Source organism: uncultured Bifidobacterium sp. (assembly GCF_949292005.1).
Taxonomy (GTDB): Bacteria; Actinomycetota; Actinomycetes; order Actinomycetales; family Bifidobacteriaceae; genus Bifidobacterium.
Genome location: NZ_CASEXV010000060.1, coordinates 1 through 14,010 on the forward strand (window position 1 = coordinate 1; position 14,010 = coordinate 14,010).

Below are 14,010 nucleotides of genomic sequence, written 5' to 3' on the forward strand. Positions count from 1 at the left end.
GTGTTGTTAGCGCTCACAATCCGTACACGACAACACGACTCGGCCCCGCGCCCATCAGCGCCGGAAGCCATCACACCGCAATTAACGCCGATCCGCCCGTCTCATCCCAATCACGCTGGCCGCCGATGCGCCACCAATGGCCAAGACGATGACCAGAAGCGACAACCACGTCGGAATCTCGGGAACCCACGCGACGGGCTGTCCTCCATTGATGAACGGAAGCGTGTTTCCAGACAAAGCCTCCATGATGAGCTTGACTCCGATGAATCCCAGAACCACCGACAGACCGAGCGGCAGATACACAAGCTTGTCGAGAAGCGCGCCAAGAAGGAAGTACAGCTGCTGGAGGCCAAGAAGCGCGAACACATTGGACGTGAAGACGATGAACGGATCCTTGGTCAATCCGAATATGGCGGGGATCGAATCGAAGGCAAACATGACATCCGTGGTGCCTATGGCAAGAAAGACAATGAGCATCGGAGTCCAGTAACGTCGGCCATCACGCGTTGTGCGCAGCCGCTCACCATCGAACTCGTTCGTCAGCGGAACAACACGACGAAGCGTTCTGATCAGAGCGTTCTCGTGGTATTCCTCATCCTCGTCGTGTCCGGAGACCAGCTTGATGGCAGTGACGATGAGGAAGGCGCCGAAAAGGAAGAACACCCACGTGAAGCGCGTGATGATCGCCGAGCCTATCAGGATGAATATCCCGCGGAGAACCAATGCCACCGCGATGCCGATGCTCAGAACATAGCGCTGCAGGACCTTGGGAACCGCGAAGTTGGACATGATGATGACGAACACGAATAGATTGTCGATGCTCAGCGAGTACTCCGTCAACCAGCCCGAATAGAACTCCACCGCCGGCTTCGAACCGGACACCAGCCATATCAAAGCGCCAAACACCAGAGCCATCGCGACGAAGAAGACTATGTGTCTGACGCACTCCTTGGTAGACGGCACATGGGGCCGGCGGCCGATGACGAAGATGTCGACGACGAAGAACGCCGCGAGGACGATGAAGGTCGCCACCATAAAGGCGATAGGGGTTTCCGACATGCCCACCAGCATAGGGAGAGGCAGTGACCGTCGGCCGGCCGCAACGGTAGGATTCGCGGCGATATCAGCGCTGAGCGTCGGTGATCTGGCGCAACTCCTTCTTCAGATCCTTGATCTCATCGCGCAAACGGGCGGCAAGCTCGAACTGCAACTGCTCTGCAGCCGTATGCATCTGCTCGCTGAGGTCGCGGATGATGCCGGCCAGATCCTGAGCGGGCAGACCTGCCTTGAGAATCTCCTCATGCCTGCGCTGGGCCTCCCCCTCGTCGAGACGGGGAACGCCCAGATGGGTGTTCCCGGCCTTGCCCGCGTTGCGATATCCGCCGGCGAGCAACGTCTCGGTGTCCACGTCCTCCTTCGCCAGCATGTCGTTGACGTCGCTGATCTTCTTGATCAGAGGTTGCGGGTCGATGTGGTGCTCATGGTTGTAGGCGATCTGCAGGTCACGTCGACGGTTCGTCTCGTCGATGGCCTTGCGCATCGCGTCGGTCGTGTGGTCCGCGTACATGATGACCGTTCCCGACACGTTTCTCGCGGCACGTCCGATCGTCTGGATGAGGGAACGGTACGACCGCAGGAACCCCTCCTTGTCGGCATCGAGGATCGCCACCAGAGACACCTCAGGAAGATCGAGACCCTCACGAAGAAGGTTGATGCCCACGATCACGTCGATCTTCCCCTCACGTAGCTCACGCAGAAGCTCCACACGGCGCAGGGTGTCGACATCCGAATGCAGGTACTCGACCTTGATGCCCTTGTCGAGAAGGTAGTCCGTGAGGTCCTCGGCCATTTTCTTGGTCAAAGTGGTCACCAGCGCACGCTCGTTGCGGGCCACGCGGTCGCGTATCTCCGCGAGAAGGTCGTCGACCTGACCTTCCACAGGTCGGACATCGATGCGGGGATCCACCAGTCCCGTGGGACGGATGATCTGCTCGACGACGCCATCCGACAATCCCATCTCGTAGTCGCCGGGCGTCGCCGACAGATACACGGTCTGGCCGACCCGCTCGAGGAATTCAGGCCATTTCAAAGGTCGATTGTCCATTGCGGAGGGAAGACGGAAGCCGTGCTCGACAAGGGTGCGCTTGCGGCTGGCGTCACCCTCGTACATCGCGCCTATCTGGGGAACGGTGACATGGGATTCGTCAATGACCAGCAGAAAATCGTCGGGGAAGAAATCCAGAAGCGTATGTGGCGGGGTCCCCGGTTCCCTTCCATCGAAGTGCCGCGAATAGTTCTCGATGCCCGAGCACACGCCCACCTGCGACAGCATCTCCAGATCGTAGGTCGTGCGCATGGTCAGGCGCTGGGCCTCAAGCTCCTTGCCCTGCTGCCGCAACTCGGCGACCCGGGAATCCAGCTCCGCCTGAATGGACAAGATGGCCTTGGCCATGCGTTCGGGACCCGCGATGTAGTGCGAGGCCGGAAAGATGTGGACCTCGGACTCGTGCGCTATGACGTCGCCCGTCAACGGATGCAGCGTCGATATGCGATCGATCTCATCGCCGAAGAACTCGATGCGGATGGCCAACTCCTCGTACACGGGAATAATCTCTACGGTGTCCCCCCTGACGCGGAAGGTCCCACGCGTGAAGGCGATGTCGTTGCGTTTGTACTGCATGGACACGAACAGCCGCAGCAGCCTATCGCGATCCATCTGCTGCCCCTCTTTCAGGAACAGCATGCGTCCCGCGTATTCCTCGGGGGTTCCCAGACCATAGATGCACGAGACCGTGGCCACAACGACGCAATCGCGGCGCGTGAGGAGATTCGCCGTGGCTGCGTGGCGCAGTCTTTCCACATCGTCGTTGATGTTCGAGTCCTTCTCGATGAAGGTGTCCGTCTGGGGAATGTATGCCTCGGGCTGGTAGTAGTCGTAATAGGACACGAAATAGCTCACGGCGTTGTCCGGCATGAGCTCGCGGAACTCGGCGCACAGCTGGGCGGCAAGGGTTTTGTTCGGTTCGAGGATGAGCGTGGGGCGTTGAAGCCGCTCGATCAGCCACGCGGTCGTGGCGGTTTTCCCCGTTCCCGTCGCACCCATGAGGACCACATCGTTCTCGCCGTTGCTGATGCGCGTGGCAAGCTCGTCGATCGCTTTGGGCTGGTCCCCCGATGGCTTGTATGGCGACTTGACGACGAAGGGCTTGTCGCTTCTCTCGATGGTGAATCCCATTGTCTTATGCGCTCCCGTCCTGTATGCGCCCCATCCTGTCCCTGGCCATATCAGTCATACAGTATGCCGTGCGGCCTCCTGAGCCTTCCATTGCGCGGCAAGCGAATCGACCCGGAGCATCATGACGCTTATGGGTTGGGTCGCATCAATGACGATATCGGCCATCCTCAGACGCTCCTCACGGGAGGGTTGTCCTGCGATCCGGCCCCTCGCCTGCGACTCGCTCATGCCCCGCGTCGTCATCATCCGGGACACACGCACATCCTCGGGAGCCTCCACGGACACGACATGGTCGAAGTGGAATGGTATGGACTCGCGCACCTCGGCAAGCAGTGGGACATCATGCACGACGCAGGACAGCCCCTTACCCAACGCCGATTCCTCATGACGAGCCCTAGTGAAGACCCGTGGGTGAACGATCAAGTCCAGATCCCGCCGCGCGTGAGGATCGGAGCCCGGCCCGAACACCTGATCCGCGATCCACCTGCGATCCAACTGACCGGATGTCGTGACCGAATGAGGTCCGAATCGTTCGACTATCTCGCGCAAAGCATCGCTCTCAGGCTCGACGACCCGCCGCGCGAGAAGATCATAATCGATGACGGGAACGCCATTCTCGACGAATCTGCGGGCGACCGTCGTCTTGCCCGCCGCGATGCCGCCGGTCAGTGCGATTCGCATCATATCCCCATCCATCCGCTTATCCGCCTCATCCTGCTGTCCATCCAGCTCGTCTCTGTCCATCCACTCATCGCGAATCCAGCCTCCTCGCAGTGGGGCCTGTGATAGATATGCCGCACATATGCCATCCACAGATATGATATGGCCCGTTCCGCGCATTACGGAACGGGCCATCAGACTCCTGCATGACACGTCAATGAAGCCGCATCACACGATACGGGTCATCTCACTTCTTCTCACTTAGCAGCTGCTCACGAAGAGCGGCAAGCTGATCGGAATCGGCGAGGGTGCCGCTGGTGGACGCATCGGACGAATAGTTCGACGCGGCCTCGGCCTTGGGGGCCTCCTGCTCGGATCCCTGTCCATCCTCAGCCGCGGAGGCTTCTGCGTTCTCGATTTCCTTGGAGACGAAGGCCTTGTGCTCCTCCCACAGGTCGTGGGCTGTGGCGTACTGCGACTCCCACTCCTCGCGCTGCTTCTCGTAGCCCGCGATCCACTCGTTGGTGGTGGGGTCGAAGCCCTCGGGGTACTTGTAGTTGCCGTTCTCATCGTACTCGGCGGGCATGCCGTAGAGCGCGGGATCGAAGTCCTCGGAGGATGGATCCACGGAGTCATTGGCCTGCTTGAGCGAGAGCGAGATGCGCCGACGATCAAGATCCACATCGATGACCTTGACGAAGATCTCCTCGCCCGGCTTGACGACGGTCTCGGGATTGTCCACGTGACGGTTGGCGAGCTCGGAGATGTGCACCAGGCCCTCGATTCCGTCCTCGACGGAGACGAACACACCGAACTGCACGATCTTGGTGACCTTGCCCTTGACGATCTGTCCGGGGACGTGAGTGCGCGCGAAGCGCTGCCACGGATCCTCCTGGGTGGCCTTGAGCGACAGCGAGATGCGCTCACGGTCCATGTCAACCTCAAGAACTTCAACGGTGACCTTGTCGCCGACCTTGACGACCTCCGACGGATGGTCGATGTGCTTCCAGGACAGCTCGGAGACATGGATGAGTCCGTCAACGCCGCCGAGATCGACGAACGCGCCGAAGTTGACGATGGAGGACACCACACCCTCACGGATCTGGCCTTTCTTGAGCTGGCTGAGGAAGGTCTCACGAACCTCGGACTGCGTCTCCTCCAGATACTGACGGCGAGACAGAACCACATTGTTGCGGTTCTTGTCGAGCTCAAGAATCTTGGCTTTGATCTTCTGACCGATGTACGGAGACAGGTCACGGACGCGGCGCATCTCGACCAAGGACGCAGGCAGGAAGCCGCGCAGGCCGATATCGACGATAAGGCCACCCTTGACAGCCTCGATAACTGTTCCCTCGACAACGCCGTCATCGGCCTTGATCTTCTCGATGTCGCCCCAGGCACGCTCGTACTGGGCACGCTTCTTCGACAGGATCAGACGGCCTTCCTTGTCCTCCTTGGTGACGACAAGCGCCTCGACGGTGTCGCCCACCTCGACGACGTCATCGGGATCGACATCCTTCTTGATGGAAAGCTCGCGGGAGGGGATGACACCCTCGGTCTTGTAGCCGATATCCAGCAGGACCTCGTCCCTATCGACGCGAACGACTGTTCCCTCGACCAAATCGCCGTCATCGAAATTCTTGATACTGGAATCAACTGCCTTGATGAAGTCCTCTTCGGTGCCGATATCGTTGATCGCGACCTTGGTGACTCCGCTATTGTTCTCTGCCATTAATTGTGGTTTCTGTGAGATAATTGATGGATTGTTGTCGATGTTAAATTATTCCGCACCCTCTCGGGCACATACGAGGTCTATGATAACGGCTCCCCTACACAACGGACAGCATGACTTCGTAGGCGTGTCGCGAAATGCGCCGCAGCGCGCGCAGAAGGCCCCGCACCGGGGGCGCCGCGACGAGCATGTGCGACGCGGATTTCTGATATCAGACCGTCGCAGACCGTTCTGCCATCTCCACGACGTTCTGCAAAAGCATGGCTCTGGTCATGGGCCCCACACCGCCGGGATTGGGCGAATACGCCCGGCTCCGTTCACGACACAGAGGGTCCACATCGCCCACGATGCGATACCGTCCCGCTGCCGCATCGTACACACGTGACACCCCGACGTCCACGAGCACTGCTCCGTCGGACACATCATCGATGCCAACAATTCCGGCCCGTCCCGCCGCCGCGATGATGACATCGGCACGCCGCAGATGAGCCCTCAGGTCGTGCGTCCGAGTATGGCATTGGGTGACGGTCGCATCGACGCCACGACGGGTGAGCATAAGTCCCATCGTCCGCCCTATGGTGATGCCTCGCCCCACCACGCACACCTCACTGCCTGCCACATCGACGCCATAGGCGTTCAACAGCGCCAGTACGGCACGCGGGGTGCATGGCAGCGGCGTGGCTATCTTCCCCGAGACGTGTGCCACCAGCTGCCCAAGATTGTATGGGTGCATCCCATCGGCGTCCTTTGCCGGATCGATCGCGTCCACCACGGCCGTCTCATCGATTCCCGCGGGCAGCGGAAGCTGCACGATGAAACCCGTGCATTGCGGATCCTCGTTCAACGCGCGAACAGCCCCGATAACATCCCCCTGCGTCGCATCGACGGGAAGGTCCACACGAATGGAGCGGATGCCGACCTCAGAGCAGTCCGTGTGCTTGCCCGCCACATAACGGACGGAGCCCGGATCCTCGCCGACGAGAATCGTTCCCAGACCCGGAACGACTCCCTGCTCCGTAAGCGATCGGACGCGACCCGCTAAATCCTTTTTGACCTCCGCGGCCACTGCATTGCCGTCCATCCTGATGGGCATGTGCTCCCCCGCATTCACCTCGACTCAATGTGCGTCCCCTTAGGCTATCGTGGGGGGAGGTCACTAAGGGTTCGCGCCGTGACAACCCTGAAGCACGAGGAGAGGATTTTCGGCATGAGACGCTTCGCACAGCAAGTCGCGTCCGCGGCATTGGCATTGGCGACGATGGTGGCGATGGCGTCATGCTCTTTCACCCGGACCTCGTCCCCGGCGGAATCCACCACATCGGATTCGGACGATGTGACCGTCGTGTCGTCGCTGCCTCAATGGGGATCCCTGGCGTCGTACATCGCCGGTGACGACATCACGGTCACATCCATAGTCTCATCCTCCACGACCAATCCACATGATTTCGAGCCCACCACCAAGAACGTGTCAACCATCCGCGCCGCTGATCTCGTGATCGTCAACGGCGCCGGCTACGACTCATGGGCGACGAAAAGCGCATCCTCATCCGCCACCATCGTCTCGGCCGCCCAGACCGTCGGCGCGATGGACGGAGACAATCCCCATCTGTGGTTCTCCCGTGACGTCAGGAAATCCATGGCCAAGGAGATCGAAGAGGCCCTCGCCAAGGCCATGCCCTCAAAATCCTCATCGTTCGCGGCTAGACTGGCGACCTGGCTGGATAAGGAGTCGTCACTGGACAAGACGATCTCCAAACTCGCGAAGAACCATGACGGGACGCGGTACGCCGCCACGGACGCCATCGCCTATTATCTGATGTCCGATCTGGGATTCGACGACTCCACGCCCGACGGATACTCGAAGGCGACCTCCTCCGAATCCGAGCCGTCGGCCAGCGACATCAAGGAGTTCACCTCGCTCATCACCAACTCCCGGATCGATCTGCTCGTCACCAACGCGGACGAACAGAGCTCCGTCGCGAAGATTCTTTCGGCCGCGGCCAAAGCACGATCCATTCCCATAGTGTCGGTGTCGGAGAAGATGCCTGACGGTGACGACGACCTACTGAAATGGATTTCGGATGTGGTGACGACCATCTCGACGGCCCTCGGCGACGACGCCAGCCCCTCGAGCACCGCAACGACAAGCTCATCTGGCGCGTAGCCATCATCCGAGGAATCCGCGTCCCCGCGTCAATGGAACGGACTGGATGCGGCGAATCACTAATGATAATGATTGTCATAAGCATCTGCGATACTTACCCTCGTGAACACCACAGACCAATCCATGCCCACGCAGGCCAACGCGATCGAATTCCATGACGCATCAGTCACACTGTCGGGAACCACCATATGGAGCCACGGCAGCTTTGCCATCCCGTCGGGATCCGTCACAGCGATCGTTGGCACGAACGGCACCGGGAAAACAACCATGCTCAAAACCGAACTTGGTCTCGTCCCCCTCAGCTCAGGCACCACTCGGATACTGGGAGACAAGCCCGGTGCCCAAAACCGACGCATCGGCTACGTCCCTCAGAACTACGCGTCGAACAGCGACTCCCCCCTCACCAGTCTGCAGTCGGTTCTGCTGGGCATGACTGGCGAGACCTTCGGATGGCACAGGGCCAGCCGGAAGCAAAGGCTCCACGCCACTAAGGCCCTCGAATTTGTGGGAATCGCCGACAGGGCCAACGAGCGGCTGAGCGATCTCTCCGGAGGACAACGCCAGCGCGTGGCCATCGCACAGGCGTTGGCGTCGGACCCCGATCTCCTACTGCTGGACGAGCCCCTCGCCAACCTGGATCCCGCCAGCCAACGCGAGGTCGTCGACGTTCTGGCTCGACTCAACCGCGAGTTGGGCATGACTATCCATCTCGTCGCCCACGATCTCAACATGCTGCTGCCGATCCTCACCGGAGCCGTCTACCTTCTCGATGGACACCCCCATTACGCTCCGATAGGAACGGTTCTCGACCCCGCACTTCTGACGCACCTCTATGGCACATCGATAGCGGTGGTCAGAACCCCCCAGGGCGACATGTTCATCACTCCGCGGCATGACGGGAGCACCCGGCAACGGACAGAGCTTCCTGCGAAAACAACAGCGGGCGACGCACGCGACGGCGGCATGAGCACCGCGAGAAACGGAAAGGGACTGGCATGACATCTCTGACATTCGACCCCGCGTGGATGGAGACACTATCGTCCCCCTTCATGCTCAACGCCTTCCTCGCGGGAATCTGCATCTCCATCGCCGCGGGAGTCATGGGATACTTCGTCATAGCCAGGCATTCCACCTTCGCCGCTCACGCACTGGCCCATATCGGTCTGCCCGGCGCCACCGGAGCGGTTCTGATCGGCGTCCCCGTATGGGCGGGGATGGGTGTTTTCGCACTTCTCGGAGCTCTCACAATAGGAGCGCTGGGGAAGAAGGCATCCCAGCGCGAGATCGCCACCGGAACTGTTCTGGCGTTCGCAACCGGACTGGGGCTGTTCTTCGCCCGGATGTCCACATCCGCGTCCCAGCAGATGCAGGCCATCCTCTTCGGTTCGATCCTGACGATAACGACCAACCAGATCATCGGGTTCGCGCTTTTCGACGCGCTGCTTCTCATCGTGGTCTCTATCATCTTCCATCCGCTGCTGTTCAGTTCTCTGGACGATCAGGTGGCCGCGGCGAGGGGCGTCCCCATCATGGCCATGAACATCGCCTTCATGGCCATCATGGCCGGAGTCATCACCATATCCGTTCCAGCGGTCGGAACACTTCTGGTCTTCGCCCTGGTCGTCACACCCGCTGCGACATCCATGATGATCACGTCATCGCCGGTCGCCGCGATGGGCATGTCCGGGATGCTGTGCCTGCTGTCGATATGGGGAGGTCTGACGATATCCACCATGTTCCCGGCGCCTCCAAGCTTCGTGATCGTGACGCTGTCCACCCTCATCTGGGCGGGAGTCCACGCCGTCCACTCGCTCAACGCATGTCGCGCACAACGGCGGTAGCCATGGCAGCCACTCCCTCACCACGTCCCGTGAACCCCATCGCATCGGTTGTGGTGGCGGTCAGGGAGACCGGGCATCCCACCGCTTGGGACATGGCGGTCTGAGCCTCCACACGTCTTGGTCCCACCTTCGGTCGGTTCCCGATTATGACTGCGGAGACGGATTCTATGCGCAACCCACGGGACGATACCGCGTCAACGCACCGCCTCAATATATCGGATCCCGAAGCCCCCGACCCCAACGATCCCTTGCCCACACCCACAAGAGAACCGATGTCACCGATCAACGCCGCCGACAGCACGGCATCGACCACCGCGTGAGCCACCACATCACCATCCGAGTCGCCTTCAAGACCCACACCCGGCCATTGCAGACAGGCCAGAGCGCAAGGGCGGTCCGAGCCGCTATCCGCGAAGCGATGCGCATCGAACCCCATTCCTGTGCGGACTCCCCCCGGAGGAAAGGTCCCGAAATCCTCCTCGGCTCCTCCACTCGACGGGGGCACGCCCGGAGTGGCCCCGGTCATCTCACTTCTTCTTGGACTTCGGAGACTGCTTGTCGAGACGCGCCAAAGTCTGGGACGCGGGCTCCTCGGGGGATTTCGTGTAGTGCCTATCATCCCCAGGCAACGGGTCGGCATACCCCAGATTGACATCAAGAAGGCGCTGGGTCTCCTCCTCGTCGATGCCTTCGGACAACGCGATTTCGGAGGACAGAATGCTCCGTGCCCTTGTGAGCATACGCTTCTCGCCAGCCGACAAACCATGCTCATCAACGTCACGTTGGGAGAGGTCACGAACGACCTCGGCGATCTTGTTCACGTCTCCGGTGGCGATCTTCTCGACATTGAGCTTGTATCGGCGGGACCAGTTCATCTCCTTCTCGACGACGGGAGTGCGAAGAATGTCGAACACCTTGGCGACCTCGGCGGCGCCGACGATATCCCTCACGCCCACCTTGGCGGCATTGTCGACAGGCACGTTGATGACCAGTCCGTCCGACGACAGAACGGACAACTCCAGATACTCGCGGGTCGTCCCCTTGACCGTACGTTCCGTGATGGCCTCGACCCTCGCGGCGCCATGCCTCGGATAGACGACCATGTCTCCGACCTTATACCCCATGAATCCTCCGTCACAGATAATGAACTCGATTCATTGTGCCATCAGGTGGGGACCGCCGCCCACAGACGAATGGAATCAGGATACGTAGCGTTTTATCGAGACACAAACCCGATTCACGTCATGTTGGGCCTATGCTGGTGACATGGCTGGAAAAACGACAATCAAAGACGATCACGTCGCTGCGCCCGCACTGAACGACTCAGCGATCATACCCGTGGACGACGATGTCCTGGACTCGGTGAGCAACGGCACGTATTACGCCCCCCACTCGGTCCTGGGCGGACACCTCACGCAAGACGAGAAGGAGGGCCGTTACACCACCATCCGCGTGCTGAGATCTTTGGCCACAAAGGTGCGCATCATCACACCCGCCGGAAGCTATCCGGCATCACATGAGCATAACGGCGTGTTCGTCGCGCTTGTTCCATCCCTGCGCTCAGGGCACGAGTGGAGCGTCCCCGACTACCGGGTGGAGGCCACATACCCCTCCGGACAGACCGTGGTCGAGGATGACCCCTACCGCTATCTCCCCACGTTGGGGGATCTGGACGTCTACCTTTTCGGCGAAGGACGCCATGAAAGGCTTTGGGAGGCTTTGGGCGCCCGTGTGATGCGATTCGACGACCCGCTCGGATCGGCCACGGGAGAACCCGGGGAACAGGTTCTCGGAACAGCCTTCAGCGTATGGGCACCCAATGCCCACGCCGTTCGCGTCGTGGGAGACATGAACTCCTGGGATGGGCGGCGGCACGCCATGCGCTCACTGGGAAGCTCCGGCATCTGGGAGCTGTTCGTACCCGGAGCCCACGCGGGGCAGGCGTACAAATACCAGATACTCGACGCCAACGGCTCCTGGATCATGAAGGCCGACCCGATGGAGAGATCCCATGAGATACCACCGAAGACGGCCTCCATCATCGTCGATTCACGGTATGAATGGCATGACCGCGACTGGCTGGCGCGACGGGCCGAATCCGATCCGCACACACAACCCATCAGCATCTATGAGGTCCATGCGGGAAGCTGGCGGTCGGACGTCGGAACGTACCGCGAGCTCGCCGACAAGCTGGTCGACTATGTCAGGGACGAGGGATTCACCCACGTGGAGTTCATGCCGCTGGCCGAACACCCCTTCTCAGGATCATGGGGATATCAGGTCACCGGCTACTATGCGATCGATTCCCGTCTTGGCGGACCCGATGATTTCAAATATCTGGTGGACAAGCTGCATGAGGCCTCAATCGGCGTGATCATGGATTGGGTTCCCGCCCACTTCCCCAAAGACGAGTTCGCCCTGAGTAGATTCGATGGCACTCCCCTGTATGAGGATCCGGACCCGCTGCGTGGAGAGCACCCCGATTGGGGAACCTACGTCTTCAACTTCGGACGTCGGGAAGTGCGCAACTTCCTCGTCGCCAACGCCTGCTTCTGGCTCGACGAATACCATGTCGACGCGCTGCGGGTCGATGCCGTCTCATCGATGCTGTACCTCGACTACAGCCGCAAGCCCGGGCAATGGCGTCCGAACATCCACGGCGGCCGCGACAACCTCGAAGCGATCGACTTCATCAAAGAGGCCAACGCCACCGCGTATAAAAACAATCCCGGAATCATGATGATCGCGGAGGAATCCACCGCCTACCCGGGGGTCACCGCCCCCACAAGCGTGGGTGGGCTGGGATTCGGACTCAAATGGAACATGGGGTGGATGCACGACACCCTGCAGTATCTCCACGAGGACCCGATCAACCGCCATTGGCACCACAACGAGATCACCTTCTCCCTCGTCTACGCCTATTCGGAGCACTACGTCCTTCCCATCAGCCATGACGAAGTCGTCTATGGCAAGGGGTCGGTCCTCAACAAGATGCCCGGCAACGACTGGCAGAGATTCGCTGGGGTTCGCGCGCTGTTCGCCTACCAATGGGCCCATCCCGGCAAGAAGCTCACGTTCATGGGCAACGAGATAGCGCAGGATGGGGAATGGAACCACGACGCATCGCTCGATTGGTCGTGCCTTGAGGACCCTCGACATGATCAGGTGCGGGCGCTGGTCGCGGATCTGAACAGACTGTACCGATCCAACCCCGCCCTCTGGAGCCAGGATTTCGACCCCGCCGGCTTCCAATGGCTGACCAGCGACGACGCGGACCACAACGCCTTGAGCTTCGTTCGCATGGGCGATGATGGCAGTCAGATGATCGTCGTGATCAACTTCTCCGGAGAGGCTTGGCAGAACTATCGGGTCCCGCTCACCGCACCCGGGCCATGGACAGAAGTTCTCACGACGGACGACGAGAAATACGGCGGATCGGGAATCCACAACGGAACATTCACCGCGCGTGAGGGCGAGTTCCATTCCCGCGATTGGTCGGCGACGCTCACCATTCCGGCTTTGGGGGCGGTATTCTTGAAGCCGACGAACTGAAAGGCGGATTCGTATGCTCAACGCATCGGCACAGGCCCATGCCCCTCGAACGATTCTTGTGGTGGAGGACGAGCCCGATTTGGCCACCGCCATCGCCCAGCGCATCAGCGCCAAAGGATGGACGGCCCGAGTGGCCTCCGACGGTGCCAGCGCTGTGCGTGCGGCATCGCAGCTCAAGCCTGATCTTGTGATCATGGACATCATGCTTCCCGTCATGGATGGAATCGAGGCGACGAAAAGAATCGTGGCGGAGCGGCCCGTTCCCGTGCTTATGCTCACAGCCCGCGACGCCGAGGCCGACAAGGTCCTGGGCCTCGGCGCGGGAGCGGACGACTATATGACCAAGCCCTTCTCTCCCCGCGAGCTCATAGCCCGGTGCGAGGCGCTGTTCCGCCGCGTGGAGCGTGCAGCCACCATCGCGAAGAACATGGAGAACGAGAAGATACTCGACTTCGGCTCGCTTGTCATCGACCCACGTCAACGCATCGTCACACGCGACGGCGAGGAGATCCATCTGACGCCCACCGAATTCGACCTTCTGGCCACTTTGGCACGGCATCCACGGGCCGTCCTCAAACGCGAGCGCCTTCTTGAGGAGGTCTGGGACTGGCCGGACGCATCCGGAACGCGCACTGTCGACTCCCATGTCAAGGCGCTTCGCCACAAGCTGGGATCCGACACGATTCGCACGGCTCACGGCGTGGGGTACGCCTTCGAACCCCCCGAGGACGGAGACACGCCAGCGGAGACCGTCTGATGCGCAGGCATCCACGTCTGCCGACACGTCTGTCACCACGTCCATCCTCACAGCACATAGACTCGGATC

Annotated in this window: 12 protein-coding genes; 5 read left to right on the forward strand and 7 right to left on the reverse strand. The window is 60.6% G+C overall.

The window, feature by feature from the left end; all coding sequences use genetic code 11:
* Positions 1-81 precede the first annotated feature (81 nt).
* The 5 genes from Q1X90_RS04320 to Q1X90_RS04340 all read right to left on the reverse strand — a co-directional run bounded on the left by Q1X90_RS04320 (position 82) and on the right by Q1X90_RS04340 (position 6,720).
* Positions 82-1,059, reverse strand: coding sequence for a TerC family protein (locus Q1X90_RS04320; protein ID WP_300766897.1), 978 nt, complete (start codon positions 1,057-1,059; stop codon positions 82-84).
* Positions 1,060-1,123: 64 nt separating this feature from the next.
* The gene (gene uvrB, locus Q1X90_RS04325) at positions 1,124-3,235 is read right to left on the reverse strand and encodes an excinuclease ABC subunit UvrB (RefSeq protein WP_300766899.1); all 2,112 of its coding nucleotides are present in this window, start codon (positions 3,233-3,235) and stop codon (positions 1,124-1,126) included.
* 54 nt (positions 3,236-3,289) lie between these two features.
* Positions 3,290-3,979, reverse strand: a complete 690-nt coding sequence (gene coaE / locus Q1X90_RS04330; protein WP_366944458.1) for a dephospho-CoA kinase — start codon at positions 3,977-3,979, stop codon at positions 3,290-3,292.
* Positions 3,980-4,142: 163 nt separating this feature from the next.
* Entirely contained in the window at positions 4,143-5,627 is a 1,485-nt protein-coding gene (gene rpsA, locus Q1X90_RS04335) for a 30S ribosomal protein S1 (protein ID WP_300766901.1), read from the reverse strand.
* A gap of 211 nt (positions 5,628-5,838) precedes the next feature.
* Positions 5,839-6,720, reverse strand: a complete 882-nt coding sequence (locus tag Q1X90_RS04340; protein WP_300766903.1) for a bifunctional methylenetetrahydrofolate dehydrogenase/methenyltetrahydrofolate cyclohydrolase — start codon at positions 6,718-6,720, stop codon at positions 5,839-5,841.
* Between the two features lie 78 nt (positions 6,721-6,798).
* Between Q1X90_RS04340 and Q1X90_RS04345 the strand changes: the two genes are divergently transcribed.
* The 3 genes from Q1X90_RS04345 to Q1X90_RS04355 all read left to right on the forward strand — a co-directional run bounded on the left by Q1X90_RS04345 (position 6,799) and on the right by Q1X90_RS04355 (position 9,632).
* On the forward strand, positions 6,799-7,791 hold the full coding sequence (locus Q1X90_RS04345; protein ID WP_300766905.1) for a zinc ABC transporter substrate-binding protein: 993 nt from the start codon (positions 6,799-6,801) through the stop codon (positions 7,789-7,791).
* A 123-nt stretch (positions 7,792-7,914) separates the two neighbouring features.
* Positions 7,915-8,790: an ATP-binding cassette domain-containing protein gene (locus tag Q1X90_RS04350; protein ID WP_300766907.1), complete on the forward strand. Its 876-nt coding sequence runs from the start codon at positions 7,915-7,917 to the stop codon at positions 8,788-8,790.
* The gene (locus tag Q1X90_RS04355; protein ID WP_300766909.1) at positions 8,787-9,632 is read left to right on the forward strand and encodes a metal ABC transporter permease; all 846 of its coding nucleotides are present in this window, start codon (positions 8,787-8,789) and stop codon (positions 9,630-9,632) included. Before Q1X90_RS04350 ends, Q1X90_RS04355 begins: the two co-directional genes overlap by 4 nt.
* Here Q1X90_RS04355 and Q1X90_RS04360 read toward each other — a convergent pair.
* A complete protein-coding gene (locus Q1X90_RS04360; RefSeq protein WP_300767016.1) occupies positions 9,604-10,068 on the reverse strand; it encodes a 2-C-methyl-D-erythritol 2,4-cyclodiphosphate synthase in 465 nt (154 codons plus the stop codon). The two genes, Q1X90_RS04355 and Q1X90_RS04360, sit on opposite strands and share 29 nt — an antisense overlap.
* A gap of 91 nt (positions 10,069-10,159) precedes the next feature.
* A complete protein-coding gene (locus Q1X90_RS04365) occupies positions 10,160-10,756 on the reverse strand; it encodes a CarD family transcriptional regulator (RefSeq protein ID WP_300766912.1) in 597 nt (198 codons plus the stop codon).
* Positions 10,757-10,898: 142 nt separating this feature from the next.
* On the opposite strand from Q1X90_RS04365, the gene glgB reads away from it, so the two are divergent.
* Together glgB and Q1X90_RS04375 are read left to right on the forward strand one after the other, a co-directional pair.
* Complete coding sequence (gene glgB / locus Q1X90_RS04370; protein WP_300766914.1) at positions 10,899-13,184, forward strand: 1,4-alpha-glucan branching protein GlgB; 2,286 nt, start codon at positions 10,899-10,901, stop codon at positions 13,182-13,184.
* Positions 13,185-13,197: 13 nt separating this feature from the next.
* On the forward strand, positions 13,198-13,941 hold the full coding sequence (locus Q1X90_RS04375; protein ID WP_300766916.1) for a response regulator transcription factor: 744 nt from the start codon (positions 13,198-13,200) through the stop codon (positions 13,939-13,941).
* The last annotated feature ends 69 nt before the right edge of the window (positions 13,942-14,010 follow it).

Coding starts and splice junctions, on each gene's coding strand:
- Q1X90_RS04365 (WP_300766912.1), bottom strand. CDS start 10,756: ATGGGGTATAAGGTCGGAGACATGGTCGTCTATCCGAGGCATGGCGCC.
- Q1X90_RS04320 (WP_300766897.1), bottom strand. CDS start 1,059: ATGTCGGAAACCCCTATCGCCTTTATGGTGGCGACCTTCATCGTCCTC.
- Q1X90_RS04375 (WP_300766916.1), top strand. CDS start 13,198: ATGCTCAACGCATCGGCACAGGCCCATGCCCCTCGAACGATTCTTGTG.
- coaE (WP_366944458.1), bottom strand. CDS start 3,979: ATGGACAGAGACGAGCTGGATGGACAGCAGGATGAGGCGGATAAGCGG.
- rpsA (WP_300766901.1), bottom strand. CDS start 5,627: ATGGCAGAGAACAATAGCGGAGTCACCAAGGTCGCGATCAACGATATC.
- Q1X90_RS04355 (WP_300766909.1), top strand. CDS start 8,787: ATGACATCTCTGACATTCGACCCCGCGTGGATGGAGACACTATCGTCC.
- glgB (WP_300766914.1), top strand. CDS start 10,899: ATGGCTGGAAAAACGACAATCAAAGACGATCACGTCGCTGCGCCCGCA.
- uvrB (WP_300766899.1), bottom strand. CDS start 3,235: ATGGGATTCACCATCGAGAGAAGCGACAAGCCCTTCGTCGTCAAGTCG.
- Q1X90_RS04360 (WP_300767016.1), bottom strand. CDS start 10,068: ATGGGGTTCGATGCGCATCGCTTCGCGGATAGCGGCTCGGACCGCCCT.
- Q1X90_RS04340 (WP_300766903.1), bottom strand. CDS start 6,720: ATGCCCATCAGGATGGACGGCAATGCAGTGGCCGCGGAGGTCAAAAAG.
- Q1X90_RS04350 (WP_300766907.1), top strand. CDS start 7,915: ATGCCCACGCAGGCCAACGCGATCGAATTCCATGACGCATCAGTCACA.